Source organism: Cardiobacterium valvarum, assembly GCF_900460955.1.
GTDB classification, from domain to species: Bacteria; Pseudomonadota; Gammaproteobacteria; order Cardiobacteriales; family Cardiobacteriaceae; genus Cardiobacterium; species Cardiobacterium valvarum.
The window spans coordinates 1580528-1606310 of record NZ_UFUW01000001.1 but is presented as its reverse complement, the minus strand read 5'-3'; the positions used below and the strand labels follow the sequence as shown (position 1 = coordinate 1606310).

24 protein-coding genes, 1 tRNA gene and 3 pseudogenes are annotated in these 25783 nt (G+C 56.3%); 15 read left to right on the top strand and 13 right to left on the bottom strand.

All coding sequences use genetic code 11. The annotated features are described in order from the left end of the window. Nucleotides 1-123: 123 nt before the first annotated feature. Together DY250_RS07840 and DY250_RS07835 are read left to right on the top strand one after the other, a co-directional pair. Nucleotides 124-2754, top strand: a complete 2631-nt coding sequence (locus DY250_RS07840; RefSeq protein ID WP_245951070.1) for a WG repeat-containing protein — start codon at nt 124-126, stop codon at nt 2752-2754. 122 nt (nt 2755-2876) lie between these two features. Then, nucleotides 2877-5537: a WG repeat-containing protein gene (locus tag DY250_RS07835; RefSeq protein WP_115611805.1), complete on the top strand. Its 2661-nt coding sequence runs from the start codon at nt 2877-2879 to the stop codon at nt 5535-5537. Nucleotides 5538-5649: 112 nt separating this feature from the next. Here the strand turns inward: DY250_RS07835 and DY250_RS07830 are convergent, their stop codons facing one another. Both DY250_RS07830 and smpB read right to left on the bottom strand, forming a co-directional pair. Next, nucleotides 5650-6348 carry an MBL fold metallo-hydrolase gene (locus DY250_RS07830; protein WP_115611804.1) on the bottom strand — a complete coding sequence of 233 codons (699 nt, stop codon included), beginning with the start codon at nt 6346-6348 and terminating at the stop codon, nt 5650-5652. A gap of 8 nt (nt 6349-6356) precedes the next feature. Continuing rightward, on the bottom strand, nt 6357-6827 hold the full coding sequence (gene smpB, locus DY250_RS07825) for an SsrA-binding protein SmpB (RefSeq protein ID WP_006986951.1): 471 nt from the start codon (nt 6825-6827) through the stop codon (nt 6357-6359). Between the two features lie 40 nt (nt 6828-6867). On the opposite strand from smpB, the gene DY250_RS07820 reads away from it, so the two are divergent. Continuing rightward, nucleotides 6868-7308: a type II toxin-antitoxin system RatA family toxin gene (locus DY250_RS07820; RefSeq protein ID WP_115611803.1), complete on the top strand. Its 441-nt coding sequence runs from the start codon at nt 6868-6870 to the stop codon at nt 7306-7308. Beyond that, nucleotides 7289-7567, top strand: coding sequence for an RnfH family protein (locus DY250_RS07815; protein WP_115611802.1), 279 nt, complete (start codon nt 7289-7291; stop codon nt 7565-7567). Before DY250_RS07820 ends, DY250_RS07815 begins: the two co-directional genes overlap by 20 nt. Before the next feature lie 149 nt (nt 7568-7716). Here the strand turns inward: DY250_RS07815 and DY250_RS07810 are convergent, their stop codons facing one another. The 3 genes from DY250_RS07810 to DY250_RS07800 form a co-directional block, all read right to left on the bottom strand. Continuing rightward, the gene (locus DY250_RS07810) at nt 7717-8631 is read right to left on the bottom strand and encodes an OmpA family protein (protein ID WP_245951068.1); all 915 of its coding nucleotides are present in this window, start codon (nt 8629-8631) and stop codon (nt 7717-7719) included. 146 nt (nt 8632-8777) lie between these two features. Then, nucleotides 8778-9551, bottom strand: coding sequence for a methyltransferase domain-containing protein (locus DY250_RS07805; protein WP_006986947.1), 774 nt, complete (start codon nt 9549-9551; stop codon nt 8778-8780). Between the two features lie 64 nt (nt 9552-9615). Continuing rightward, nucleotides 9616-9692 (bottom strand) — tRNA-Pro (locus DY250_RS07800). Nucleotides 9693-9874: 182 nt separating this feature from the next. On the opposite strand from DY250_RS07800, the gene DY250_RS07795 reads away from it, so the two are divergent. Then, nucleotides 9875-10546, top strand: a complete 672-nt coding sequence (locus tag DY250_RS07795) for a nuclear transport factor 2 family protein (protein WP_115612802.1) — start codon at nt 9875-9877, stop codon at nt 10544-10546. Beyond that, nucleotides 10525-11019: a hypothetical protein gene (locus DY250_RS07790; RefSeq protein ID WP_115611800.1), complete on the top strand. Its 495-nt coding sequence runs from the start codon at nt 10525-10527 to the stop codon at nt 11017-11019. The genes DY250_RS07795 and DY250_RS07790 overlap by 22 nt, the downstream gene beginning before the upstream one ends. A 79-nt stretch (nt 11020-11098) precedes the next feature. On the opposite strand, the gene DY250_RS07785 is transcribed toward DY250_RS07790, so the two are convergent. The 8 genes from DY250_RS07785 to DY250_RS07750 all read right to left on the bottom strand — a co-directional run bounded on the left by DY250_RS07785 (nt 11099) and on the right by DY250_RS07750 (nt 18622). Beyond that, nucleotides 11099-11587 (bottom strand): hypothetical protein, encoded by a 489-nt coding sequence (locus DY250_RS07785; protein ID WP_115611799.1) that lies wholly within the window; start codon nt 11585-11587, stop codon nt 11099-11101. 89 nt (nt 11588-11676) lie between these two features. Beyond that, nucleotides 11677-13827 (bottom strand): bifunctional 23S rRNA (guanine(2069)-N(7))-methyltransferase RlmK/23S rRNA (guanine(2445)-N(2))-methyltransferase RlmL, encoded by a 2151-nt coding sequence (rlmKL, locus tag DY250_RS07780; RefSeq protein WP_115611798.1) that lies wholly within the window; start codon nt 13825-13827, stop codon nt 11677-11679. A gap of 216 nt (nt 13828-14043) precedes the next feature. Beyond that, the gene (locus DY250_RS07775; protein WP_147293490.1) at nt 14044-14709 is read right to left on the bottom strand and encodes a hypothetical protein; all 666 of its coding nucleotides are present in this window, start codon (nt 14707-14709) and stop codon (nt 14044-14046) included. Between the two features lie 54 nt (nt 14710-14763). Further along, nucleotides 14764-15507: a carbonic anhydrase gene (locus DY250_RS07770; RefSeq protein ID WP_115611796.1), complete on the bottom strand. Its 744-nt coding sequence runs from the start codon at nt 15505-15507 to the stop codon at nt 14764-14766. A 174-nt stretch (nt 15508-15681) separates the two neighbouring features. Next, nucleotides 15682-16887, bottom strand: a complete 1206-nt coding sequence (gene xseA / locus DY250_RS07765; RefSeq protein WP_115611795.1) for an exodeoxyribonuclease VII large subunit — start codon at nt 16885-16887, stop codon at nt 15682-15684. Beyond that, complete coding sequence (locus DY250_RS07760; protein WP_115611794.1) at nt 16884-17267, bottom strand: MAPEG family protein; 384 nt, start codon at nt 17265-17267, stop codon at nt 16884-16886. The genes xseA and DY250_RS07760 overlap by 4 nt, the downstream gene beginning before the upstream one ends. Before the next feature lie 53 nt (nt 17268-17320). Next, nucleotides 17321-17527 carry a hypothetical protein gene (locus DY250_RS07755; protein ID WP_115611793.1) on the bottom strand — a complete coding sequence of 69 codons (207 nt, stop codon included), beginning with the start codon at nt 17525-17527 and terminating at the stop codon, nt 17321-17323. A gap of 45 nt (nt 17528-17572) precedes the next feature. Beyond that, nucleotides 17573-18622, bottom strand: a complete 1050-nt coding sequence (locus tag DY250_RS07750; protein WP_376799650.1) for an alpha/beta hydrolase — start codon at nt 18620-18622, stop codon at nt 17573-17575. Between the two features lie 272 nt (nt 18623-18894). Between DY250_RS07750 and DY250_RS14910 the strand changes: the two are divergent. The 9 genes and pseudogenes from DY250_RS14910 to DY250_RS07720 all read left to right on the top strand — a co-directional run. Continuing rightward, nucleotides 18895-19210 (top strand): annotated as a pseudogene (locus tag DY250_RS14910) (ATP-binding protein); the annotation flags it as partial. A 39-nt stretch (nt 19211-19249) separates the two neighbouring features. Then, nucleotides 19250-19702: an AAA family ATPase gene (locus tag DY250_RS14295; protein WP_218565564.1), complete on the top strand. Its 453-nt coding sequence runs from the start codon at nt 19250-19252 to the stop codon at nt 19700-19702. Between the two features lie 92 nt (nt 19703-19794). Then, nucleotides 19795-20229, top strand: a pseudogene (locus DY250_RS14905) (ATP-dependent nuclease); the annotation flags it as partial. A gap of 502 nt (nt 20230-20731) precedes the next feature. Next, a pseudogene (locus tag DY250_RS14590) lies at nt 20732-21384 on the top strand (IS1595 family transposase). A gap of 27 nt (nt 21385-21411) precedes the next feature. Then, a complete protein-coding gene (locus DY250_RS13730) occupies nt 21412-21807 on the top strand; it encodes a hypothetical protein (protein WP_147293489.1) in 396 nt (131 codons plus the stop codon). A gap of 11 nt (nt 21808-21818) precedes the next feature. Next, nucleotides 21819-22757 carry a LysR family transcriptional regulator gene (locus DY250_RS07735; protein ID WP_115611791.1) on the top strand — a complete coding sequence of 313 codons (939 nt, stop codon included), beginning with the start codon at nt 21819-21821 and terminating at the stop codon, nt 22755-22757. A 75-nt stretch (nt 22758-22832) separates the two neighbouring features. Further along, nucleotides 22833-23429 (top strand): CDP-alcohol phosphatidyltransferase family protein, encoded by a 597-nt coding sequence (locus DY250_RS07730; RefSeq protein ID WP_115611790.1) that lies wholly within the window; start codon nt 22833-22835, stop codon nt 23427-23429. Between the two features lie 67 nt (nt 23430-23496). Beyond that, nucleotides 23497-25239, top strand: coding sequence for a bifunctional alpha/beta hydrolase/class I SAM-dependent methyltransferase (locus tag DY250_RS14585; protein WP_115611789.1), 1743 nt, complete (start codon nt 23497-23499; stop codon nt 25237-25239). Then, nucleotides 25236-25667, top strand: coding sequence for a hypothetical protein (locus tag DY250_RS07720; RefSeq protein WP_115611788.1), 432 nt, complete (start codon nt 25236-25238; stop codon nt 25665-25667). Before DY250_RS14585 ends, DY250_RS07720 begins: the two co-directional genes overlap by 4 nt. The last annotated feature ends 116 nt before the right edge of the window (nt 25668-25783 follow it).

Here is a 25783-nt window from a genome sequence, read left to right as displayed (position 1 = left end):
AGGCATGATTTTTGTCATGATATTTGGTTAGCGCTTTGTTTTTGTTTTGCTTATTTTATGGTAGTGAAATCATGTTACACTGTGTTTTATTATTTTTTTTATTAATGGATGAGGAAATTCATCATGTTCCGTTTTTCTGCCATGCTGCTTGCTGCCGTGCTGTCATTGCCGCAGGTGTATGCCGCTACCCATCACAAGTATCAGCCGATTGATACCAATTACCCTGTTCCCGCCGAAAATGTTCTCTGGGTTGCCGCCGATGCGATGGCTGGCGGCGATGGCAGCCGCGGCAAGCCGCTGGATTCTATCCGCACCGCCGTGCAGCGGGCCAAAGACGGCACGACGATCATCCTGAAGAGCGGGGCGTACCGTGAGCCGCATTTTTTTGTGACCAGGAACCACATCACCCTGCAAGCGGAGCCGCATGGTGATGTGTGGCTGAAAGGCAGCACCGTTGTCCCCGCTGACCGGTTCGAGAAGGAAGGCAATCTCTGGAAGGTGACGGGGGATTTTCAGAATTTCTGCCATGTCTGCACGCTTTCCGCAGATCCGGCACTCGCCAGGATGTCCGCTTATCCTGAGCAGGTGTTTATTAATGATGAGCCATTGCGTCAGGTACTCAGCAAGAATGAAATGACGGCAGGGACGTTTTATGTGGAAGACAAAACGCCGACCACGCTGAAAGACCCGAAGAACAACCGCGCCGGCTACAACATCGGCGAGCAGGATGAGATTACTTATTACATCGGCAGCGATCCGGCCTCCGGCACGGTGGAAATCAGCGAGCGCAGCCGCGCGTTCAGCGCTGGTGGAGGCAAGCACCACTTCACCATGCGCGGCATCAATGTCGCGCAGTTTTCGCCGAACCATGTCTGGAATTTCAAGGATCCGCGTCTTGCCGAGATGAGCGGCCCGGCGGCGGTAGTGATTGCCAGCAGCAACTCGCTGGTGGAAAACGGCATCTTTGCGCAAAATACCAGTTCCGGCCTTGCCGTCATCGAGAACAGCGGCTCGCGTGTGGCGGGAAACCGCTTCGTTGATAACGGCGGTGCGGGCACCGGCGGCAACTACGCGCACAATGTCATCTTTGAAAACAATTATTTTGCCAACAACAATCTCGACGGCTATCCGACCAACGGCAGCATCTGCCAAGCCTACTGCGGCTTTGCCCACCTGAAGATCACCCATGTTGTAAACACCGTCTTTCGCAACAACATCATTGACGACAGTATGCGCCCGCCTGCAACCGACCCTGCCAACCGCGATGACCAGCTGCCCGGCTTCTGGTGCGACGAAGGCTGTATTGACGCGAAAATCACCAACAATTTCTTTACCAACGTGCCGCTGGCCATCTTCTATGAAGTCTCTGATCGCGGCATCATCGCCTCCAATATCATCGAAAACGGCGCAGTCGGCATTTCGCTTTCCGGCTCCAGCAACACGCGCGTGTACAACAACACCATTTCGCGCACCTTCCACCCCATCCGCCTGCGCGAAGACGACCGCATCGGCGGCTGCAACCATTACGAGCACGGCAAATGCCAGTACGAAGAAAAATGGTCGAAAGGCAAAAATCTCAGCTGGGCACAGACCGGCACCGAAATCTATAACAACATCCTCTCCTCGCGCGCCTTCCAGGCGAACGACAGTGGCGGCCCCCACTACGCCTACCCGCTGCGCACCGTCGGCGGCATTGATCAGGACGGCAAGCGCAAAACCTTCACTAACGACATGTTCAAAGGGCTGGACTACAATGCCTACTACCGCAGCAACCTGGAAAACGAGCCTTACGTCATCACCTGGGACCTGCCCGAAGTGGAACACCCGCTCAACATCCTCTTCATGCGCACCGCCGACCTTGCCGCGCACGGCAAAGTCAACAAGAAAATCAATGGTCTGGAACGCCACGCGCTCGATCTTTTCGGCAGCCGTGCGGAAAATCCCTTCTTCATTCGTGAAGCCGAAGGCAATAACGCCTACAAACAAAGCAACTACCACCTGCGTGCCGATAGCCCGGCCAAAGGCAGTGGCAAAGCCCTGCCGCTCGATATCGCCCGCGCTATTGACCCCAGCGGCAGCATCAAGTCCGGCATGGCCGTGGACAGGGGCGCGCTGATGAACATCATGATGGATGCGACTGGTGGCACGCCTGCTGCCGGACGCACCACTGCCGCCAACCTGCACGAAAATCGTGCCGCACCGGTTGCCAACGCACGGCACACTGCGCACGGCGCAGCGGCAAGCGGCAGCGATGGCAGCAACAACACGGGCGGTGCCCATAGCGGCAATCCGGTACTTTTCTACTACGGCATGAATGGCAACGCGGGTGGTGGCGCTGACGAGCAAAACCCCGCTACCAGCGGCGGGGACAACGGCACTCCTGCCACTGCCGCTACTGCTACATATGGCGCCACGGGCCTGCTGCCATCTGACAGAAGCCAGGCGAAATATGACCGCATCCGTCCATATAGCGAAGGCATGGCCGCCGTCGAAAAAAATGGCCGCTGGGGCTTCATTGATCAAAAAGGGCGGGAGATTGTCAAACCGCAGTACCAGGATGTCCTGCCTTATGGCGAATCCCGTGCCGCCGTGAAAAAAGACGGTCACTGGGGCTTCATTGACAAGCACGGCAAAGAAACCGTCAAACCGCGGTACGACACCGTCTGGTCATACAAAGATGGCCGCGCCACCGTGCAGAAAGACGGTGAACGTCACGTCCTTGACCTGAGCGGCGTGCCCGTTCCCACACCCTGAAAACCGTTAAAGACGCAGCAGCCTGCCGGACAATACCCGTCCGGCAGAAGGGCCGTTTTTAACAAAAAGCGCTGGCGTACACCACGCCAGCACCCTCCAAAACCGTAACACAGGAGCAATCCATGAAAGGTCGTCCATTCCTCCGACGCGCACTGCTGTCGGTAACGCTGATAGCGGGAGCATCACAGCTGGCAAATGCCAGACTGAATCACCAGTATCAGGTTGCCGATACCAACTACCCCGTCCCTGCACAAAAAGTGCTGTGGGTCGCGCCGGGCGAGAATCCCGATCCCCGGCATCCCAAAGGAAAAGGGACACGCAACGAACCGCTGGACTCCATCAAGGCTGCCGTATCCAGAGCCAGCAACGGCACGACCATCATCCTGAAAAGCGGTATCTACCGCGAACCGCACTTCTTCATCACCAAGCACCACATCACCCTGCAAGCCGAACCGCACGGCGAAGTCTGGCTGAAAGGCAGCAGGGTCGTCCCCGCCAAAAACTGGCGCAGGGAAGGGCGTGTCTGGAAAATTACCGGTAACTTCCAGAACTTCTGCCACGTCTGCACCCTTTCTGCCGATCCGGCACTGGCCAAAATGTCCGCCTATCCCGAACAGGTCTTTATCAATGACCGCCCCCTGCGCCAGGTCCTGCGCAGACAGGACGTCGTTGCCGGCACCTTCTACGTGGAAGACAAAACGCCGACGACCCTGAAAAACCGCAAAAACAACCGCTACGGCTACAATATCGGCGCACAGGATGACATCACCTACTACATCGGCAGCAATCCGGCCTCCGGCACCGTGGAAATATCTGACCGTGCGCGCGCCTTTACTGCCGTCGGCAAACACTTCACCATGCGCGGCATCAACGTCTCGCAATATTCACCGAACCAGGTCTGGGGCTTCAAGGACCCGCGCATGGGCGACATCAGCGGGCCGATAGCCGTCAGCATCAACGGCGACAACAGCCTGGTGGAAAACGGCATCTTTGCGCAAAATACCAGTTCGGCCCTTGCCGTGTTTGAAAACAGCAACACCCGACTCACCAACAACCGCTTCGTGGATAACGGCGGCTCCGGCAGCGGCGGTAACTACGCCCATAACGTCGTTTTTGAAAACAACCACTTTGCCAACAACAACCTGGACGGCTACCCGACCCGGGGCGGAGAATGCGGCGCTTACTGCGGCTTTGCCCACATCAAGATCACCCACACACTCAACGCCGTTTTCCGCAACAACATCGTGGATGATAGTGCCCGGTCACCCGCCATCCAGCCGGACAACCTGCGCAACAACCACCTGCCAGGCTTCTGGTGTGACGAAGGCTGCATCAACGCGCAAGTGACCAACAACTTCTTCACCAACGTGCCGGGGGCCATTTTCTACGAAGTCTCCGACAGAGGCATCATCGCCTCCAACATCATTGAAGGCGGCGGTACCGGCATCAGCCTCTCCGGTTCCAGCAACACCCGCGTGTACAACAACACCATCTCACGCACCTTCCACCCTATCCGCCTGCGCGAAGACGACCGCATCGGCGGCTGCAACCATTACGAACACGGCAAATGCCAGTACGAAGAAAAATGGTCAAAAAGCAGGGGTCTGAGCTGGGCGCAAACGGGCACCGAAATCTACAACAACATCATCTCCTCCCGCCCCTTCATGCGCAATGACGGCTCAGGCCCGTACTACGCTTACCCGTTGCGTACCGAAGGCGGCATCGACCAGGACGGCAGGCGCAAAACCTTCACCAACGACATGTTCAAGGGGCTGGACTACAACGCCTACTACCGCAGCAGCCCGCAAAACGAGCCCAACCTCATCACCTGGGACCTGGCCGAAGTCAAACACCCCATCAACCTGCTTTTCAAACGGGCGGCAGACCTTGCCAAACACCCGAAAGTCAACCAGAACATTGACGGACTGGAACGCCACGCGCTTGACCTCTTTGGCAGCAGGGCTCAAAACCCCTACTTCATCCACGAAGCCGAGGACAACCGGGCCTACAAACAAAGCGACTACCGCCTGCGTCACGGCAGCCCGGCACGCCGCAGCGGCAGAATGCTGCCGTACAGCGTTGCCCGTGCCATAGACCCAAGCGGCAAAACCGTCAAACCCTGGGAAATCGTGGACCGTGGCGCGCTGATGAACATCAAAAAAAGCGCACTCCCCAGAGCGGCGATGATGAGAACCGATGCCGCCACAGCAGACCGGCACGGACAAGAAACCGCAGCGCCACACAACACCGGACGCGGTACTGCCGCATACAGCGCCGCAGAAAACAGCCGCACCGCCACGGCAGACCTGAAAAACACGCCGAACCAGCCTTACAGCCTGAGCGGCAGCAACGGCGGGACCAGCGGTAACACAAGCGGACAAAGCCTCGCCATCAACGGCGGGAACAACAACACCCCTGCCGCTGCTGCCGAAACACGCGGTACCATGAACCTGCTGCCATCCGATAAAAACCAGGCGAAATACGACCGCATCCGCCCGTATAGCGAAGGCATGGCCGCCGTCGAAAAAAACGGCCGCTGGGGCTTCATTGACCAGCAGGGACGTGAAATCGTCAAACCGCAGTACCAGGATGTCCTGCCTTACGGCGAGTCCCGCGCCGCCGTGAAAAAAGACGGTCACTGGGGCTTTGTCAATAAACGCGGTAAAGAGACTGTCAAACCGCAGTACGACAACGTCTGGTCATACAAAGACGGTCGCGCTACCGTAGAAAAAGACGGCAAACGCCGCGCACTGGATCTCAATGGCAACGAAGTCTCGCCATAAAGTTTGAACCGCTTGACGGCAACCCATAGCAGGGGTTGCCGTCGGCATCAGTGCTATACGATTTCGCCCCGCTACGCATTTGCTTGGCGGGGCGAATTTGTGTGGTGCGGCATTAACCGTGCAGCACAGCATCAAGTTCGGCGCGGCTGATCGGGCCGTAGGGTGTGTGGCGGGTTTTGCCCGCAATTTCCATGCGGTAGCGGACAAAATCAGCCTCGTTGTCGATCATCAGGAAGGGGTTGCCCGCAAGCTGCTCGCCAAGGGTGTTCGTTTCCACAATGCCATAGTTGTGACCGACGTGCAGGGTCGTTTCGGATGGCAGCGTCTTCAGTTTTTGCAGGCTGTGGAAAAGTGCGTGCGGGTCGCTACCTTTGAGGTCGGCACGGCCGCAGCCGTAGATAAAGAGGGTGTCGCCGGTGATGAGATCGCCGCCTATGTGGTAGCAGCAACCGCCGGGGGTGTGCCCGGGGGTTTTGATGATGCCGATGCTGGTGTTGGCAAAGGCGATTTCGTCACCGTCGGTGAGGAGGATGGCATCTTCAGGGCAACCCGGCCAGTGCGGGTGTTCATCCTCGCTGATGAAGAGGCTGACGCGCTCACCATAGAGTTCGGGCACGGCATTGACGTGGTCGTGGTGGCTGTGGGTGATGAGGATGCCGGTCAGCGTCAGGCCTTCTTCGGCGAGCACTTCACGGATGCCTTCGGCGTCCCAGGCGGGATCGACCACAAAGGCTTCGTTGTGCTTGCGGTCGGCGAGGATGTGAATGAAGTTATCGTGGTCTTCGACGATGAGGGTGATGATGTCGTACATGGTGGTTCTCAATGGATTTTCATGAGGCGTTCTTTCTGCCGCGACCAGTCGCGGTCTTTCTCGCTGGCGCGTTTGTCGAAGGCTTTTTTACCTTTGGCAATGGCAAGGTTCACCTTGACGTAGCCGTTTTTCCAGTAGAGGTTGACGGGAACAAGGGTGTAGCCATCGCGCTGCGCCGCACCGATGAGTTTGGCGATTTCGCGGCCATGCAAGAGCAGCTTGCGGGTGCGCGAGGGATCAGCGATAACGTGGGTGGAAGCGGCAGGCAGCGGGGTAATGTAGGCGCCGAAGAGGTAGATTTCCCGATCCTTGACGAGGATGTGGCTTTCCTTGATTTGCACGCGCCCGGCGCGCAGGGCTTTCACTTCCCAGCCCATCAGCGATATGCCGGCTTCAAAGTGCTCTTCGAGAAAGTAGTCGTGGAAGGCTTTGCGGTTGGTGATGATGTTATTGTCGGTCTCTTTGCTTTTCTTGCTCATGGGGTAGAATGCCGCGCAGTTATTGAGATGGGGGCGTATTGTGCCACAAATACACAAGTCAAAAAGACTGCCATACTCACCCGCCCAGATGTTTGATTTGGTGGCGGATGTTGCGCGTTATCCGGAATTTTTGCCGTGGTGTGCCGAAGGGCGGCAGGTCAGCCGCACGGAAAACGAGCTGGTCGGCAAAATCACCGCGCAGAAGGGCGCTTTCCGTAAATCATTCACGACGCGTAACCCCTTCGATTACCCCCACTGGATGAACATCACCCTGGTAGAAGGCCCCTTCCGCCATCTGCGTGGGCGCTGGGAATTCCGCCCGCTGGATGATGGCGGTTGCGAGGTGCACTACTTGATGGATTTTGAAGTGCCGCTGCTGCTTGCGCCGATTTTTGGCGGTCTGATGGAATATATGACGAACACGATGGTGGACGCTTTCGCCCGCCGCGCGGAAGCGATATATGGCCACCATCCGCGTTGAAGTCGCTTATGCCGAGTCCGAGCGGCAGAAAATCATCACTCTGACCATGAATGAAGGCGCGACGTTGCAACAGGCGGTGGAGCGCTCCGGCATGGTGCGCTTCTTCCCGCATCTGGATGTGTCAAAAGCGGATTTCGGCGTGTTCAGCCTGCCGCGCTCGCGTGATTATGTGCTGCGCGACGGCGACCGCGTTGAGATTTACCGTCCGCTGATTGCCGATCCGAAGGAGATGCGGCGGCAGCGGGCGAGGAAGCATTAAATAAGCCGGGGAATCCCCGGCTTATTTGTGAGCAGAAGAACATTTCGGGTGCATTACTGCTCGCGTCGGTTCTCTATTCATACACATGGGCTGCAGTAGAGAAACGGCATTAAAAAAGCGCCCTAGCAGGCGCTTTTGCAGGCGGCAGCTCAGTGCATGTTTTTGCCGTACAGTTTGATTTCGACGCGGCGGTTCGGCTGGTCGCAAGCGGCACGGGCCTTGGCGTTGCGCGGATAACGGGCGCGGCAGTCACTGACGACGAGATCGGTTTCGCCGTGACCGCGTGCTTTGAGCGAGGAAGGACTGAAACCGTTTTCGACCAGCACGCGTTTGACGGTCTGCGCGCGGCGTTGCGAGAGGCGCTGGTTGTAAGCAGGTTTGCCTTCGGGGTCAGCGTAGCCGTCAATGTAGATAACGCTGGTCGCATCGCGATATTGATAGGAGTCAGCGGCGATTTCTTTCAGGCGCTGCTTGCCTTCGGGCAACATGTTGGCGTAGTCGTAGCGGTCGAATTTGAACAGGGTGGAAATATCGATGTTGTATTGCTGCACGAGTTCCGGCGCACAACTGCGGTTCTGCTCAAGGCGCGGCAGGGTATGGGTCTGTTCGCGCAGTTGGCCGAGTTCCTGACTAGCCGTAGCACGGTTCACCGCTTGCAGAGTTGGTCCCATGCCGCCGTCAATGACGCGGAAAAAGCTGACGTAGCCTTGTGGCAGGTCGTAAAACTCGCCTGCGCCCGCTTTGATGTTATAGGCGGTATCCTGCCCGGTATAGGCCGAGGCCAGACGCTGGTTATAGGGGCAGAGCTCAGCATAGCGATAGCCGCCCGGCAGCAGTGAAGCGAGGTATTCGCCGTTGACGTACACGTTCGCCGCCGGACCGCCGGCACCGGCGGGGCGATAGAACATAGCGCCCGCCCAGCCGGGGTTGACCGCTTCGTTGGCCGGGGCCGGTGCGCCGAAGGTTTGCCATTGTTCGGCCAGTTCCGGCATCTGCGCTCCACTTTGAGCGGCAAATAGTCCGGTTATCAGGACGGCGGAGAATATCTTTGCGTTTTTTTTCATTGCGTTTTTCCTTTGTAAACTTTTGTGTCCATACCGCAGCAGCGGTAATTTTTTATTCATGACTATGCAACGTGTCAATACTAAAACTTTCACTACAGCTTGTCAAAAACCCTTTGCAGGCAAATACTTGGGTGACGGCGAGTCATTCAACCCGTCGTGTTTTTACAGCGTAGTTCATGAATATAGCGGGCGACATTCAGATAATGCGGTTCAGTGGACAGGGCAAGTTCACGGGCGGTGATTTCATCCGCGCTGTGGCGGGCACGATCATGCGGTTTCATATAATCATAAAAACAGCGGATGGCCGAGCGATGGACGGGATACAGTGAAAGATTATCCAATGTCGCACCGACTTCTTCAGGGGAACGCGGATGCGCGGGCGTCAGTTTCGCTGTTTTCCGGTAAGGCCGCAGATCGCGATCCAGATAGGCAAAGTTGCCGAAAACATGCTGGGCGAAGCGCAGGGCATGTGCGTTGTAGTACATCAGCGAGAAATACCCGCCCGGGCGAACGCGGGAAGCACAGGAAGCAAGCAATTCAGCACCGTTTTCGACCCATTCCAGCACAGCGTGACAGCAGACAAGATCGTATTGAGCCCCACCCAGTGCTGCTTCCAAAGCAAAAGCATCCGCTTGAACGAAGGCGACGGACACATTCAGTGTCTGCGCAGCGGCACGTCCTTCATCCAGCAGCACTTGCGAAATATCGACAACAGTCACGTTGTGCCCCGATTCCGCATACCACAGGGCCATTTGCCCCGCCCCGCCACCGATGTCAAGGATGCGCAGCGGTCCTGCCGTCAGCAGCGGCTGCAGGTCGCGTTGCAGCACGGCGAGGCGGATACGCCCCTTGACAGTGGCGTAGATGTTTTTCAGGAAATGTGCGCCGATACGGTCAAAAAGCGCGTCGTTTGTCGTCATCTTTCACGTGGCATGGCAGGCATAAAAAAATCGGGCCTAAGCCCGATGAGAGAGGAATAAATAGTGGTCGGGGAGACAGGATTTGAACCTGCGACCTCTTCGTCCCGAACGAAGCGCGCTACCAGACTGCGCTACACCCCGAAAGAAGGCGCGGATTATACACGCAAAGAAAGGCATTGCAAGCCGCGATTCAAGGGAAAACGAATTCCCTTGAAAAACCGCATACTGGCGCGGAAAAGGCGCATAAAAATGTCGTAAAAACGATACTTGACCACCCAAAAGGCAGGCGCTACTTTGTGCGCCCCTTCCCGCAGAGCGCATTGATGCAAATAGCCTTACGATACGGACTCCTCGCCCTCGGCATGTGGCTGCTGGGCGGGTGTAGCAGTTCTCCCGCGCCTTACCAATACGAACACAACGACACCATCGCCCTCGAATCTATCAAGAGCGAGGGCAACGTTGACGATTACTACGAATACCCCGCACTCATCAGCATGGAAAGTGATGACGCAGGTGCAGCCTTGCCCGTAGAGCGTCTGTCACCACCGCCTGTGCCGGACATCGTTGATCATGACTACAGCAGCGACATTATCCTGCGTGAAATTCCGCGCCCAACCGTCAGTGCCAGCGCATACAGCGGCAGCATCGAGGGTGGTAACGACATCAGCGGCATCGCCCACGCTTACCTCAGTGCCCTTTACCGTGGCGACGGCGAAACCGCCTGGCGCTATGCCTTCGTTCCCTACAATCCCAAGCAAAGCTGGTGGGACGAGAGAACCGCCAAAGGGGCACTCCTGATGAAAGCAGGCAGCAGCGAATACTTCGCTGCCGAAAAACAGGGCGTGCGCGACATTGAAATCACCCCGCAAAGCATCCGTCAGGAAGGTAACGACGCCAGTATCAATGCCCGCATCCGTTATGGCAATGGCAGCAGCAGCGACCTCAAACTGAAAATGACGAACCAGGGGGGCAAATGGCTCGTTCCACAAGAATAAAAGCGTTCATCTGCACCTGCGCCCTGAGCCTTGCCGCTTGTGCCACCCTGCCGGGCGGAGCAGAAAAAGAAGTCGGCGAAACCGCCGAGCACTTCATGCAAACCCTTGTCCACAGCGCCAAAGGCCTGGAAAAACAGACCATCGCCGATATTGCCTTCCTTGATAACCACACGACGAACAGCGAAGAAGGACAAAAACGCCTGCGCCGTGCCTTGCAAATGATGGGGCAATACCTGCGTCAGGCCTTCACCGAAGCAGGGATTGACAGCGACAAAGCCGTGTTCACCGCAAAAAAAATGGATATCGAAAATAAAGCGGATGACGAACAGGCGCTCGTCATCCTCTACGCCTATCAGCCGGACAAAAGCAAAGTGGTGGACGGCACTGCGCTCATCACCCGCTGGCGCAAAACCGCCGACGGCTGGAAACTGGACATGAACCCCTACCTAGATAACTTCCGCAGCAGCAAATAACCGGGAAGGTTGAACGCGGAAGGTGGGCAGCTGCCAAGCGGCGTAAAGACTGGGCCCGTCAAGCGGTTCAAACACGCAGTCATTTCCTGCGCTGCCTGCAGCTTAACCCCAGCAGGAAAAGTGAGATGAAAATGCCCGCGAGCCATGTGCGGAAAGCCAGTACTTCCTGCTCGTTCAGCAGGAACCAGCATAGTCCGACTATCGTTAGCAGAACATATCGAATCTGACGTCGTATGAGGCTGTAGATAAGAATGACTGCCAGGATAAAAATTGCCGCTATCCATGCGGGGATAAAGAATTCTTTTAGATAGAACAGTTTCAAGCAGATGGCTATCGCTTGCACCACCTGACATAACAGACCGCAGTGGAGTAGCCGCTGCTGCTGCCAGCGCGCCGCGAGCCATACTTGCAGCGGTGCGGTATTGACGAGGGCAAGGAAGAGGTATTCGTACCAGAAGCTGGGGTTTCTTTCGTGGTAGATCATCAGATTCAAGGCTGTGAGGCCACAGCCGACGATGACGATGGTCAGGGTGGATAACCAATAAAGGATGTTTTGCCAAATGTTCATTGCACGCTTCCTTTTTCGATGAAACGCCGCCAAGCGGCATCGTTACTGACCCCGTCAAGCGGCGTCATTACTGGGCCCGCGCCAACGCGTTAGTTATCTGTCTTCGCCGTGATTTTCCATGCGTGGTGGATGTTCGGGCGGCGGACGTAGTCAAAGTCGATAGTCGCCGCGCTGATGTCTTCGCAGTGGTAGCGCGCGCTGATGGCGGGATCAAGTTTGAAGCTGCGGTAGTTGTTGGAGAAGTACAGCGTGCCGCCGGGGGCGAGGCGCCGCATGCAGCGCTCGATGAGGGTGACGTGGTCGCGCTGCACGTCGAATACGCGCTGTTCTTTTTTGGTGTTGGAGAAGGTCGGCGGGTCGCAGAGGATGAGGTCGTAGCTGCCGCCGTCTTCTGCCAGCCACGCCATCACGTCGGCGCGGATGAGGCGGTGGCGGCTGTCGAGTTCGTTAGCGTCGTAGTTCTGGTGCGCCCAGTCGAGGTAGGTTTGCGAGAGGTCAACGCTGGTGGTGTAGGCCGCGCCGCCCAGTGCTGCCTGTACGCTGGCGCTGGCGGTGTAGCAGAAGAGGTTGAGGAAGCGTTTGCCGGCAGCTTCTGCGTGAATGCGGCGGCGCAGCGGACGGTGGTCAAGGAAGAGGCCGGTGTCGAGGTAGTCGTGCAGGTTGATGTGGTAGCGCGCCTCACCTTCGTGCACGGTGCAGGTCATGCCGCGCGTGGCCTGTTTTTGGTATTGCTGCGCGCCGCGCTGGCGTTCGCGGGTTTTGAGGACGAGGTTGGCAGCGGGGATTTCCAGTACTTGCGGGATGATATGCAGGGTGTCGAGCAGGCGTTTGCGCGCTTTTTCCGGCGCGACGGTCTTCGGCGCGACGTATTCCTGCACGTGGACGTAGTCGCCGTAGCGGTCCACGGCGATGGCGTATTCGGGCATGTCCTGGTCATAGATGCGGTAGGCATCGGTGTCTGCCGCCGCCGCGTGTTTTTGCGCGGCGCGGTTGTTTTTGCGCAGGCGGTTGGCGAACATCCGCGCCTGTTCGTCCACGGGCGCGCCGGGTTCGGCGACGGCGTAGTCTTCGCCTTCGCTCTGTTCGGCGCGGTGGTAGAGGGCGATTTGGGCTTCGATGCTGCCGTTGTAGGCCTGGTAGTATTTGTGGCGGCTGAGGCGCAGGCGTTTCAGCATGTCGGTATTGCTGCTGATGACGCCCATTTGCCAGGCGGCGGGGAAGGTCTTGAAGGCCTGGCCGAGGGTGTCATAGGTGGCGACGAGTTCGGCGATTTCACCCAGTCGCTCGCCGTAGGGCGGGTTGGTGAGGATGAGGCCGCGCGCGCCGTAGCCGGGCTGGGCGGTGAAGCGGTCAAGCGGGCGGCGTTCCAGGTGCAGGCAGTGGGCGAGGTCAAGGCGGGCGGCGTTTTCGCGTGCAGTGGCAAGCGTCGCGGCGTCCTGGTCGTAGCCCCAGACTTTGAGGTCAAGGCGGTTCAGGCCGAGTTCGCGTCGTGTGGCGGCTTCTTCAAGCAGGCGCTTCCACATGACGGGTTTGTGGCTTTGCCAGTGGGTGAAGCCGAAACGCTGCCGTTTCAGGGCGGGGGCGATGTCTGCCGCCATGAGCAGGGCTTCGAGGAGGATGGTGCCGCTGCCGCAGAGCGGGTCGATAAGGTTGTAGCCGCTTGCTGCGAGTTGCGGCCAGCCGGCGCGGTACAGCAGGGTCGCGGCGAGGTGTTCTTTCAAGGGTGCTGCGCCGTGCGCGAGGCGGTAGCCGCGCTGGTGCAGGCCGCCGCCGGAGAGGTCAATAGCGAGGGTCAGGCGACCTTTGCGCAGGTGGGCATCAACGCTGATGTCGGGGGCTTTGGCATCCACGTCGGGGCGGCGATGCAGGGTGTCGCGCAGTTGGTCGGCAATGGCGTCTTTGACTTTGAGCGCGCCGAACTGGGTGTTGCGAATACCCTGGCCGATGCCGTTGAAGTGGACGGCGAAGGTGTTATCGGCGCTCAGGTGCTCGTCCCAGGCGATGGCGCGGGTTACGGCGTAGATGTCATCGGGGTTTGCCACTTCGCTTTCGCCCAATTGCCACAGGACCCGGCTCGCCACGCGTGACCACAGGCAGAGGCGGTAGGCGGTTTCAAGGTCGCCCATGCCACTGACGACGGCGACGCCCTGGCGGATGTTTTGCAGGCCGAGGGCTTCGGCTTCTTGGGCGAGGACTTGTTCGCTGCCTTTGGCGCAGGGCAGGACGAGGGGCTGTTGCATGGGGATTCCTTGTGATAAGCGGAGTTGGGCGGGCATTATCGCGCAGTTTGGTGGCGGCGGTGTGGGCGGGTTCGGAGCGGTAGTGAGCGCCAAGCGGGAAAGGTAGCGGGTTTGTGGAAAGGGTAGGGCGCTAGGCGGGATAAAGGATGGGTTTGTGGAAAGGGCAGGGCGCCAGGCGGGTACAACGGATTTTTGGGTGGCCGCCAAATGGGGGCATCACGCGCCTTTTTCTTCGTACCGTATCAGCGTGTCTCTACCGTACTCCTGCAAGACGGTGGCGATTTCTTTGCCGGCTTTTCTTTCTGCAGCGCGGAAAGGGAGCGTTATGAGCACTATCGCTCCGATAACGGCCCCGGCTTCTTTGCCGAGGAGGATGGCAAACAAGGGGCAGCCCAGCAGGAGAAGCGGCGCGATGAAATCGTTGTAATCGCTGTAAGTAGCGCTGAGGTCAATCACAGCGGGCCGTTCGTAATTGGGGGCGCCGTATTTTTTGATGACGCGCATGCGGTCGATAAGGCCTTCTTTTGTCTTGCCGCCTTGCAAGACGATTTCTGCGATGTCCTCCCACGGTATACCGTCTTCATCGGTGTAGCAGTAGTAGTGGATGCCGCCCGCGTTGATAGCCAGGTATTCCCGCCGCTGGAAGGAGAAAAGCCAGCGCCGCACCCAGTAGCGGTAAATGCCGTAGGCGGGCAGGAGAAATACACCAACGGCGAAAGCTATGGCTTCCAGTGTTACCAGCAGCGAGCGTTCGTAACTACTCGCCCATAAGCCATAAAGGATACCCACGCCAATGATGAGCAGCACCATCATGCAAAAGAGCATGGTGACGCCCAGACGGGCACGAAAATACCAGCAGTATCCTTCTCGTATAGGCGGCATGGTTGTCTTGGAGATGCCGCCCCCTACTGTCGGCAAGGGACGGTTTGTGGTGGGTTATTCTTCGATGACGATACGCGCGTTCAGCGGCTGTACCGGGCGGTTATTCGCCTGGCCAATCATGGCTTCCATCGCTTTGAATTGGGCTTCGCTCGCTTCAACCGGGGTCTTGAAGACGATCCAGTTCACCCCTTCGCTGCATGGCGGCGTGGTGAGCGAGCCGTTCAGGCGGAAGTGGTTCTGGTCTTTGGGGAAGAGGGCGGCGATGTCGAGTTTGTCGGCAATCGCGGTTTTTTCGCCCGCTTTGAGCGGTTTGGCAAGAAGCGGTGCGAGGGCGGCGTTTTCTGCGCCTTTTTCGAACATGACACCGATGACGGCGAGTTCACCACGCTCATTCTGATGAACGAAGTGCGCTTCCATCGGGAAATATTTGCTGAGGAAGGTGTGTTCGCTCGGCGTGTGGAAGTGGAATTGCTTCAGGGTAAATGCTTCGCCGCCCAGTTTCAGGGTTTTGACGGCGTCCGTGGGCGTAGCCTGGATGGTGTGGCCGTTGTTTTCCACGGAGTAGGCGAGCGGCGGATAGGTCGCTTCAACGCTGTTGTCGCCTTTGGCGTTAGCCGAGGAAAGATCAACCGGGGACTGGTTTTTACCCAGTTTGCAGGTGACAAATGCCGGGCTGAGTTCGCCCCAGTGAGTGGGGTCGTCCTTGCCGGTATAGGACCAGTGGGGCTGCCCTTCGCCAGCGAAGGCAGAGAGGGATACGGCGCAGAGCGCAGCAAGCGCGGTGTGTCGTAGTTGCATGATGAAACCTCATGGTTGTCGTGAGTTTGACCCCCGCGCGGTTTTTAAACCTCTTGGGGGAAGCCTTATCCACCTGTAAAAACGGCCTGGCCGGCGGGTGCGCGGTCAGACCGTTTACGGGTGGATAATTGGGTGAGAATTATGCAGTTTGCAGCATTTTTTATCAACGACCACTCACGTTTTTCCCCGCCGATTCACAGTGCAATACAGCCGTCCCACACCGAGACGGACGGTAATTTTCTCGCCCGGCTGCACGGCATCGCTGCGGCTCACCACTTTACCCGCACTGTCGTAGGTAACGGCGTAGCCGCGTTCGAGGATGTTGAGCGGGCTCAAGCTGTGCAGGGTTTGCATCAGGTGGTGTAAGCGGTTTTGTTCTTGCCGGCAGCGGAAGGCGACGGCGCGGCGCATCCGTGTATCAAGTTCGTCCAGACGCTGGCGGATGCGTTCGAAATAACGCGCGGGTTGTTGCTGGTCAAGACGGTGGTCGAGATGGTCAAGCCGCATCCGCATCCGTTCCATCTGCCGGGTGATGGCTCGGTGCAGCTGTTCGCCCAGGCGGTGCAGGCGCTGCGCTTCGCCGCTCAAGTCGGAGCAACTTTGCTCGGCGGCGGCGGTCGGTGTTGGCGCGCGCAGATCGGCGGCCAGGTCGGCGAGGGTCACGTCCGTTTCGTGTCCCACGCCACTGATGATGGGAATACGGCTGGCGGCGATGGCACGGACGAGATCCGGGTCGTTATACGCCCATAAATCTTCGGCGCTGCCGCCGCCTCTGATGAGCAGCAGCGTGTCGCATTCGGCGCGGCGGTTGGCCGTGTGCAGGCGGCGGATGAGCTGCGGTGGCGCTTTTGCCCCCTGCACCAGCGACGGATAGAGGATGACGGATACCAGCGGGTTGCGGCGGCGCAGGGTAGTAATCGCATCATGCACCGCTGCGCCGCTCAGGCTGGTGATGATGCCGATTTGCCGGGGATGGCGCGGGATGGGGCGCTTGTTCGCGGCCAGGAAGCAGCCCTCCGCTGTGAGGATTTCCCGCCGCCGCTGCAATTCCGCTTCCATTGCGCCGATGCCCGCCGCCTCGATCTGGTCAAGGATAAGCTGGTAACCGCCGCGCGGTTCGTAGAGCGTCGCCCGCCCGTGTACGCGCACGGCAATGCCGTTGGTGAGGTTGCGCGCCGGCAGGCGCAGGCCGAAAGTGCTGCCACGAAAGAGGGCGCAGGCGACCTGGGCATCGCTGTCTTTCAGGGAAAAGTAGATGTGCCCGGAGGCGGGACGGCTGAGGTTGGAAATCTCGCCTTCCACCCAAAGATCGCGGAAATCGCCTTCGAGCAAGCGGCGCACATGGGCGTTGAGCTGGCTGACGGTGTAAGTGAGGCTCATGCGGCGGCGATAAAAAGGGCGATGACGCAGAGCAGATTGACGCCAAAAAGCAGCGAGCGCGCCAGCATCTTGTCGTGGATATAGCAGAGGATGAAGGCGATGCGGCTGGCGACAAAGAGCAGCGCCCAGAAGTTGATGACGCCTTGCGCCGCCCCGCCTGTTGCGTGCGCGATGATAACGGCGGTGGCAAACGGCGGGAAGATTTCATAGCTGTTACGCTGTGCCGCATCCGCCCGCGCTGCTTTGCCGCTCAAATTGGCGAGAAAGGCGCGCGGATCGTGGTTGTCGGCCAAGGTGAAGCCACCAAGGCGCTTGGCATAGGCAGCGCAGAGGATGGGCAGGAAAATGGTGATGAAAATGCACCAGTAAGCGAGGGTCATGGGGGCTCCTTAATCGTTAGGAAAAAGCGGCGATAACATAGCACTTGGTACAGCTATCGTGTAGTGAGTTCCCGACGGCGGCATTCGCCGACAAAACTACCGTCACACAGACCGCTGGCGGTTACGACTTTAGCGCGCAAATCGACGTCGTCGGGGGTATCGGCGAGAGTAGCAGTAAAAGTTTGGCCGTTGAGGGTGATGTTCATGGTGTTGCCAAAAACGGTGTTGATACAGAGGGCGGCGAGTAGCAAGGTTTTCATGGCAATTCTCTATTAAAAAGCCGCCTTTGCGGGCGGCTTTTTTACTTATTTCAGGTGCTTCTTGAAGAACTCCTCAAACTTGTCAAAGGGGATTTTACCTGCCGTGTTGTCGTACAAATCGGTGTGGCTCGCGCCTTTGACGATAAACAGCTCTTTATCCTCACTGCCCAGCGATTTAAACGCGTCCTCGCTGAAATAGCGCGAGTGCGCATTTTCGCCGTGCACCAGCAGCGCGGGCGCTTTCAGCTCGGCAGCACGTTGCAGGATGGGCATGTTGATGAAAGCCAACGGCACGGTATTTGCCCACGAACCTTGCGGGTTGGAGTTGACCGCGCGCGGGTGGAAGCCGCGTTTGGTGCGGTAGAACTCAGCATATTCGGCGATGAATTTTGGTGTATCGGCGGTGATGTCCTTTTCCGGGTCGAGATTGTTGGCAGGCGCCAGAGTAGCGTAGCCGTTTTGCGCGCCTTCCCAGCGGTTGTTATTGAGCTGCTCTTTCAACTTGTAGCGCGCGGCAGCGTCCATTTGTGGTTGGGCGCGGTCATAGCCGCCCTGGGCGTTCTGCTTCATGTTGATTTCGTAGCCGTTGGCCATCACGCGGGTCATGTCGTACATCGTGCTGGTGGCGACGGCCTTAATGCGCGTGTCGGCTACCGCCGCATTCAGTGCCATGCCGCCCCAGCCGCAGATGCCGAGAATGCCGATTCCATCGCGGTTCACGAAATTTTGCAGGCCTAGATAGTCCACAGTAGCGCTGAAATCTTCCGTATTGATGTCGGGTGAGGCCATGTTGCGCGGCTCACCGCCGGATTCGCCGAGGTAGGAGGGATCAAACGCCAGGGTAACGAAGCCGCGCTCTGCCATCGCTTGCGCGTACAGTCCACTGGACTGTTCCTTTACTGCGCCAAAAGCACCAGCGACGGCAATTGCGGGCAGCTTCGCGCCGTCCTTGATGTCCTTCGGAACATAAAGATCACCGGCGAGGGTGATGCCGTAGCGGTTTTTGAACAGCACCTTGTGGTGCTCGATCTTGTCGGATTGCGGGAAAATCTTGTCCCATTCCTGGCTGAGTTGCATGGTTTGTGTACCTTTCATTGGGGTGAGGGAAACCTCCGCCTGCGCAGCAAGGCTGAGCGCAAGGGCGGCGGCGAGGGTGGATTTCATCAGGGTTTTTGTCATGGACGATCCGGCGTTTCAGATTGAATGGACGCAGTATGGCGGGGCGATGGTGCGCAAACAATGAATGTTTTGCGAATACAAAATTCCTGAAACAAGAACAAATCGCCCGTTTACACTTTTTCCAAGGAAAAAGTGCGCGGAGACCACATTTTTTCCTTGGAAAAAATGTGGACGCCTAAAATGGCAGGCTGATGCACAGCATGCCGTGCATCAAAAAACCGCCCCCGCCGCTTACCGCCTATCGGGACAACGCCTGCAAACTCTACGGACTGGATGTAGGGCTGTTCGCCACCTCCCTGCTCGAAGACGACTGAAAAAAGCGCAGCGGAAATTGATTTCGTGCTACAACGCGGGTAAATCGTTGTGCCGATAGAAGTCAAAGCGAGAAAAATCTGAAAGCCAAAAGCCTGAAAACCTACGTCGAACAATAAACCGCAACAGGCCATACACTTTTTCATGACGGTCTATCGCAAACAAGACTGGATGGTGAATGTACCGTTGTATGTATGTTCAAAAATTCAACTACAACTTAAGGAACAAAACATGGAATTTCCATTATCAATTACAGCAACTATTAACACTAATGAAGGTGATATTTATCATAGCCTTGAATTAAGAGGGCCACTAACTTTCATTATTGGACCAAATGGTTCAGGGAAAACGCATTTATTAAAAGGATTAAAAAACAGCTTCTCTCAGCATACTAATAAAAAGGTTCGTTTTCTTTCTGCTGGTCGATTAGGGCATTTAGAAAAATATCGTTCAATATCAGGAGATGCTCTTTCTGATTTAATATCGCCAGATGATGCAAGGCATGGAGATAAAAGTTATTCTAAAAATAGACATGAAATAGAATCTATTGATGGAGACCTACATACCTTAGATAGGCGTCCTGATATATTTATTAAAGTAAAATCTCGACTACAAATTCTTTTTAAACGAAATATTGAAATTATTTGGGATAGTGGTTATCTAAAAGTTTTTTTTCAAAACTAGAATGTAAAAAGTCTTATTCATCAGCTCGAGAGGCATCAGGATTGCTAAATTTAGTAGGTATATTATCTGCTTTATATGATGACGAAGTTAGTGTGTTGCTTATTGATGAGCCAGAAATTTCTTTACATCCTCAATTGCAAGCGTTTTTATTAAAAGAAATTTTACATGTAACTAATAGTTGTAATAATGGAGGTTATAAAAAAATCATAATTATGGCTACCCATTCAACAGAAATGATAAAGATATCGAAAGTTAGCGACTTATTATCTTTTATTTTTTGCAATGATTTAAATGAAAAACCTATTCAAATTCCTAGAAATGCAGGTGAATTAGAGAGTGAACGCTTAAAGAGTTTAGTTGCCCGTTTAGGGCAAGAGCATAAACTTTCACTATTTTCCAAAAAACCATTATTAGTAGAAGGTCCTTCTGATGTTATCATCTGTAACGCGCTCTCTGACAAACTAGAGTTATATTTAGAAGCTGCAGGCTCGCAAATCTTACCTATTAATGGTAAGGAAGCCATGTCAGAAACAGTTAAATTACTACGCTTAATGGGTAAAGAGCCAATTGTACTGGCAGATGCAGATGTCTTTGCTGATGGTCCTAAATTAATAAATGCTTTTTTTAATAATAGCATCATAAAGGAAAAGGCAGATGACTTAGCGACTAGATCTGGAGCATCATCTATATTAGAACTCTCTAATAGAATTTATAATGATTTTTGTCATATTGTTAATGAGCATTGGAGTGATATTTCTGAATATGCTGAGCTACATCCTTATTATAATATTTACAAAAGTGAAGATACTGAAGAAAATAAGATGCAAAGAAAACGGCGTTCAGCATTATGTTCTTTATTTACTCATGAAGAACTTAAGGCTGAATGGAATGGTATTAAAAATCAAATACTAGCTTTATTTAATATTTTTCAGGAATGTGGTTTGTTTATTTTAAAGAATGGCGCCATAGAATCTTATTATGAAAAAAAATGGGGCTGTACTAGATTAGCAGATATGTTACCCTCCGAAAATAAAGATAACACACTGCAAATTAAAGAAAAAAGTACAGAAAGAACTACTCCGTTTTTTGTGCTAGAAGTTACTGCACGTTCCGCCGCCGATATTTTGGATATCCATCCCAATTCGGCAGTCCTGTTCTACCGCAAAATTCGTATGGTTATCAGCCATCGTTTGACCTTGGCTGCCGATGAAGTTTTTGATGGTTCTGTCGAATTGGACGAAAGCTATTTCGGCGGACGTCGCAAGGGCAGACGTGGTCGCGGTGCGGCGGGAAAAGTTGTTGTCTTCGGCATTCTGAAACGCAACGGACGGGTCTATACAGTTGTGGTAGATAATGCCGAATCTGAAAGCTTACTACCTGTTATCAAGAAGAAAATCATGCCTGACAGTATTGTTTATACAGACAGCCTGAGCAGTTATGACAAACTGGATGTGAGCGGTCTTATCCATCACCGCATCAACCATTGCAAAGCGTTTGCCGAGCGCCGGAATCATATCAACGGCATTGAAAATTTTTGGAACCAAGCGAAGTGTGTACTGCGCAAATACAACGGCATTGACCGCAAATCTTTTCCGCTGTTCTTGAAAGAATGTGAATTTCGGTTTAACTTCGGTACGCCGTCCCAGCAGCTAAAAACGCTGCGTGATTGGTGTGAAATTTAGGGCTAATCTAGTACAGCCCCAAAAAAATTGGAAAGTTTGGAGGAAAAATTAAATTCATCAATTATAGAAAGCGAGTATATATTATCTATTTCAGTTAATGATAATGAAATAAGGTCTCGATATCAAGATGTCGTTAATTGTTTAAGCTATGCGGCTAATAATATAGTTGTAGATGAATCAAAAGGTATAAGAAAAGAGCTTTTATCGTTTGTATCTCCTATTTATGCAGAATATTCTGAAGGAGAAGTTGATTTATCTACTTTTAATAAAGATAATACTATATTTAGTTGCCATGTTAATGAAGACGAAAAATTAGAAGTGTTAATGAATAGCACAGTCTTAGATACAAAAGGGTTTCCTATCATTCTAGAAAAAGGTGAAGATATTATACGAGTTGTTAATAAACATCTAGGATTGAAATGATTTTATAAGCCATGGACAAACTCAACGCCCTCAAATACTTCTGCACCGCTGCCGATACCCTGCAATTCCGCGAGACGGCGCAGCGCTTGTCCGTGTCGCCGCAGGTGGTGACGCGCGTCATCGCCGAGCTGGAAGATTATCTTGGCGAGACGCTGTTCGTGCGTAACACCCGCAACGTGCAGCTCACCGATTTCGGCGCGCGTTTCCTGCCCGAAGCGCAGCAGCTCCTCGCCGAGAGCGAGCGGCTTTTCACCGCCGCGCGCACCCGCACCCCGGCGGATGAAATGCGCGGCACGGTGCGCATCACCCTGCCGTTTCTGCCGGAAAACGACGCCATCATCGCCGCGCTCTTCGCGCGCTGTGCCGAATACCCTGATTTGCAGCCGGATTGGCGGGTGAACGCTGCCCGCCTGAACAACGTGGAAAACCAGATCGACATCGGCCTGCGCATCGGCAGCGAGCCGGAGTCGTGGATGGTTGTGCGCCACCTCGGCTACACCCGCGAACGGCTGGTGGCCGCGCCGTCGCTGGTAGAAAAACTCGGTCCGCCCGCCGACCTTGACGATCTCCTCGCGCGCTATCCCACCGGCAGCCAGATCAATATCAACACCGGCCGCTCCTGGGGTTGGCCGATCAGTAACACGGTGCAGGTCATGCCGAAAAATCCGCGCTTCGTGTGCGATGACGCTTACAGCGAACTGGCGGCGGTGCTGGCGGGGGCTATCTGTACCCTTATCGGCGATAGCTATTGCCGGCCACACCTCGTCGCCGGGCGGCTGGTGGAACTCCTGCCCGAGCTGGAACGCTACCGCTGGCCGGTCTTTCTCTACCGTCCGCAACGCAGCATCACCAGCCCGCGCGTCCTTGCTGTATTCGACTGGTTGACGGACATCATCGGCGGGATGTACGGCGGGAATAATGCTGCGGGCAGGACGCGTCTTTCATTTTGAATGCGGGTTATGGGTGCGGATTTCCTGGCGAAGCGGCGATAATGCGCACTTTCCACCCTTCCGCTGAGGTCGCCCATGAGCATTTATGAACTGAAACCCAAATTTCAACAGCTGCTACGCCCGCTGGTGCGGCAGCTTTATGCGCGCGGGGTGACCGCCAATCAGGTCACACTTTTTGCCTGTTTGATTTCCGTCGGTTTCGGCATCGGCTTTGCGCTGGATCCGGATTGTGCGCGCAAGTTTGTGTTGCTGCCGCTGTGGCTTTTTCTGCGCATGGCGCTGAATGCGGCGGATGGGATGCTGGCGCGCGAGTTCGGGCAGAAGTCCCGTCTCGGCGGTTATCTCAATGAATTAACAGACGTCATCGCTGATGCCGCGCTCTATCTGCCTTTTGCCCTGATTGCGCCGTTTGGCCCGCTGGTCATTGGTTGTTTTATTTTCTTCGCGGCGCTGACGGAATTTTGCGGCGTACTGGGGCAGGTGCATGGCAACAGTCGCCGCTATGACGGCCCGCTCGGCAAAAGCGACCGCGCCTTTGTCATCGGTGCCTTGGCGCTGTGGTACGCTCTGGCGGGGCAGTTGCCCGCGTGGATGCTGTGGTCGATGTGGGGGCTGGTTGCCCTGCTGGTTGCCACCTGTGTGCAGCGGGTGCGGCTGGGTCTGCGCGATTGAGCGATAGCCTGAGAGGCTGCATAGGCTACAATCCACTCCGTTTTTCTTCCTCCCACAAGGATCCCCCATGAGCGAACAGCAAAAGACTTTCACTACCAGCGACGGCACGGCTCTTTTTTACCGCTACCGCCCCGCTAAAGACGGCAGCACGGACAAGGCTATCGTCCTTTTCCACCGGGGGCACGAGCATTCCGGCCGCCTGATGTTTGTCGCCGACGAGCTGGGTTTCGACGACTTCGCTTATTTTGCCTGGGACGCGCGCGGGCACGGTCACAGCCCCGGCGCGCGCGGGGATTCGCCCAGTGTCGCCCGCTCCGTCGCCGATATTCAGGATTTCATGCAGCACATTGAGCGCGAATACGGCATCCGGCTGGAAAACATCGCCGTCATCGCGCAAAGCGTCGGCGCGGTGCAAGTCGCCGCCTGGCTGCACGATTACGCCCCGCCGGTGCGCTGCGCCGTGCTCGCTTCGCCCGCGTTCAAGGTCAAGCTTTATGTTCCTTTCGCGCGCAGCGGCCTGCGCCTGCTCTACAAACTGCGCGGCAACTTCTTCGTCAACAGTTACGTCAAGGCGCACTATCTCACTCACAACAAGGCGCGGCAGGACGATTTCAACCGCGACCCGCTGATCGTCCGCCCCATCTCAGTGCGCATCCTGCTCGGCCTCTACGACACCGCTGACCGCGTCGTCGCCGATGCCCAGGCCATCACCACGCCGCTGCAACTCTTTGTCTCCGGCGATGACTGGGTGGTACACCACAAACCGCAGCACGACTTCTATAACCACCTCGGCAGCCACATCAAAGAGCGCCACATCCTGCCCGGCTTCTATCACGACACCCTCGGTGAAGAACAACGCGAGCAGGCCTTCGCGCCCATGCGCCGCTTCCTGCGCGAACGCTTCGCCGCACCGCCGCACCGCGTGGACGTGACGAATGCGCATCTCGCGAGCGCCAGCCGCATCAAGGCCGACGAACTCGCCACGCCGCTGCCGCGCTACTCGCCGCGCGGTCTGTATTGGGCGTTTTACCGCGCCATGATGCGCCTCGGCGCATGCTGGAGCGAAGGACTACGCATCGGCCGCGATACCGGCTACGATTCCGGCAGCACCCTCGATTACGTCTATCGCAACACCCCGCAAGGCAAAAACGCCATCGGCCTCGCCTATGACCGCCACTACCTCAATGCCATCGGCTGGCGCGGCATCCGCGAGCGCAAAGTCAACATCGGCAAAGCCATCGCCGCTGCCTTCGGCTACCTGCGCGCGGCGGGCAAACCCGTGCATGTTCTCGATATTGCCTCCGGACATGGCCGCTATGTGCTGGACGCGCTGACGGACAAGGTCAAACCCGACAGCGTCCGCCTGCGTGATTACAGCCCAATCAACGTCGCCGCCGGACGCACGCTCATTCAGGAACGCGGCCTGCAAAACCTCGTCAGCTTCGACGAAGTCAACGCCTTCGACCGCGCCAACTACCAAAACCTCACCCCGCGCCCGACGCTCGGCATCGTCTCCGGCCTGCACGAACTCTTTGCCGACAACGACCTCATCCTGCAATCGCTGATGGGCTTCGGAGACGCCATCGAAAGCGGTGGCTACCTCATCTACACCGGCCAGCCCTGGCACCCACAGCTGGAAATGATTGCCCGCGCGCTTACCAGCCACAAAGCCGGCAGCCCGGACTGGGTCATGCGCCGCCGCAGTCAGCAAGAAATGGACCAACTCGTCGCCAAAGCAGGTTTCCGCAAAATCCACCAATGGATCGACGAATACGGCATCTTCACCGTGAGCCTGGCCGTCAAAGCATGACCCCGGCCCAAGAGCGCCTGCTACGCCAGCGGCAAAACGCCCTGAACCGCCCGCAACGGGCGGTGTACTGGGCGGCGACACTGACCATCAACCTTGCCGGCTGCGGCGCGCTGCTGCTGGTCATGATGTGGCTGAACACACCACAAAACCCGACGCACCTGCCGCGCCTCCTCGCTTGTGCCGCCGCCCTCTTTACCCTCATCAATGCCGCGCCGCTGCAAGTGCACTGCGCGGGAAAATGGCGACAGGCGCGTCTCTTGCGCTGCGGCTGGGGCAACCTGTTGCTGCAAGCACTGCTGGTACTCACCTACACCCTGAGCGGCGGTACCCTGAATATCTCGCTCTACGCCTGGCTGATAGCCGCCATCGCTTCGCTGGCGATGCTGATTGGCGGCTGGTGGCTGCACCGGCAACTGCTGCGTAGTTAGGCGGCAGGCGTAAACCCGGGATGATCCGTCACGATAGATCCCCGGCGTCTGGTACAAATATCTGTTTCTCCTGGCCTGCGGACAGGAGCCGCGCTAAAGTACCTTTCCTATCTGTC

Excerpts from the sequence above, each read along its gene's own strand:
- DY250_RS14585 (WP_115611789.1), top strand. The coding sequence starts at position 23,497 with ATGAGCGAACAGCAAAAGACTTTCACTACCAGCGACGGCACGGCTCTT.
- DY250_RS14295 (WP_218565564.1), top strand. The coding sequence starts at position 19,250 with ATGGAATTTCCATTATCAATTACAGCAACTATTAACACTAATGAAGGT.
- DY250_RS07805 (WP_006986947.1), bottom strand. The coding sequence starts at position 9,551 with ATGACGACAAACGACGCGCTTTTTGACCGTATCGGCGCACATTTCCTG.
- DY250_RS07770 (WP_115611796.1), bottom strand. The coding sequence starts at position 15,507 with ATGCAACTACGACACACCGCGCTTGCTGCGCTCTGCGCCGTATCCCTC.
- DY250_RS07730 (WP_115611790.1), top strand. The coding sequence starts at position 22,833 with ATGAGCATTTATGAACTGAAACCCAAATTTCAACAGCTGCTACGCCCG.
- DY250_RS07815 (WP_115611802.1), top strand. The coding sequence starts at position 7,289 with ATGGCCACCATCCGCGTTGAAGTCGCTTATGCCGAGTCCGAGCGGCAG.
- rlmKL (WP_115611798.1), bottom strand. The coding sequence starts at position 13,827 with ATGCAACAGCCCCTCGTCCTGCCCTGCGCCAAAGGCAGCGAACAAGTC.
- DY250_RS07795 (WP_115612802.1), top strand. The coding sequence starts at position 9,875 with ATGCAAATAGCCTTACGATACGGACTCCTCGCCCTCGGCATGTGGCTG.
- DY250_RS07835 (WP_115611805.1), top strand. The coding sequence starts at position 2,877 with ATGAAAGGTCGTCCATTCCTCCGACGCGCACTGCTGTCGGTAACGCTG.
- DY250_RS07775 (WP_147293490.1), bottom strand. The coding sequence starts at position 14,709 with ATGCCGCCTATACGAGAAGGATACTGCTGGTATTTTCGTGCCCGTCTG.
- DY250_RS07755 (WP_115611793.1), bottom strand. The coding sequence starts at position 17,527 with ATGAAAACCTTGCTACTCGCCGCCCTCTGTATCAACACCGTTTTTGGC.
- DY250_RS07735 (WP_115611791.1), top strand. The coding sequence starts at position 21,819 with ATGGACAAACTCAACGCCCTCAAATACTTCTGCACCGCTGCCGATACC.
- DY250_RS07720 (WP_115611788.1), top strand. The coding sequence starts at position 25,236 with ATGACCCCGGCCCAAGAGCGCCTGCTACGCCAGCGGCAAAACGCCCTG.
- DY250_RS07750 (WP_376799650.1), bottom strand. The coding sequence starts at position 18,622 with ATGAAAGGTACACAAACCATGCAACTCAGCCAGGAATGGGACAAGATT.
- smpB (WP_006986951.1), bottom strand. The coding sequence starts at position 6,827 with ATGAGCAAGAAAAGCAAAGAGACCGACAATAACATCATCACCAACCGC.
- xseA (WP_115611795.1), bottom strand. The coding sequence starts at position 16,887 with ATGAGCCTCACTTACACCGTCAGCCAGCTCAACGCCCATGTGCGCCGC.
- DY250_RS07760 (WP_115611794.1), bottom strand. The coding sequence starts at position 17,267 with ATGACCCTCGCTTACTGGTGCATTTTCATCACCATTTTCCTGCCCATC.
- DY250_RS07810 (WP_245951068.1), bottom strand. The coding sequence starts at position 8,631 with ATGAAAAAAAACGCAAAGATATTCTCCGCCGTCCTGATAACCGGACTA.
- DY250_RS07785 (WP_115611799.1), bottom strand. The coding sequence starts at position 11,587 with ATGAACATTTGGCAAAACATCCTTTATTGGTTATCCACCCTGACCATC.
- DY250_RS07830 (WP_115611804.1), bottom strand. The coding sequence starts at position 6,348 with ATGTACGACATCATCACCCTCATCGTCGAAGACCACGATAACTTCATT.
- DY250_RS07840 (WP_245951070.1), top strand. The coding sequence starts at position 124 with ATGTTCCGTTTTTCTGCCATGCTGCTTGCTGCCGTGCTGTCATTGCCG.
- DY250_RS07790 (WP_115611800.1), top strand. The coding sequence starts at position 10,525 with ATGGCTCGTTCCACAAGAATAAAAGCGTTCATCTGCACCTGCGCCCTG.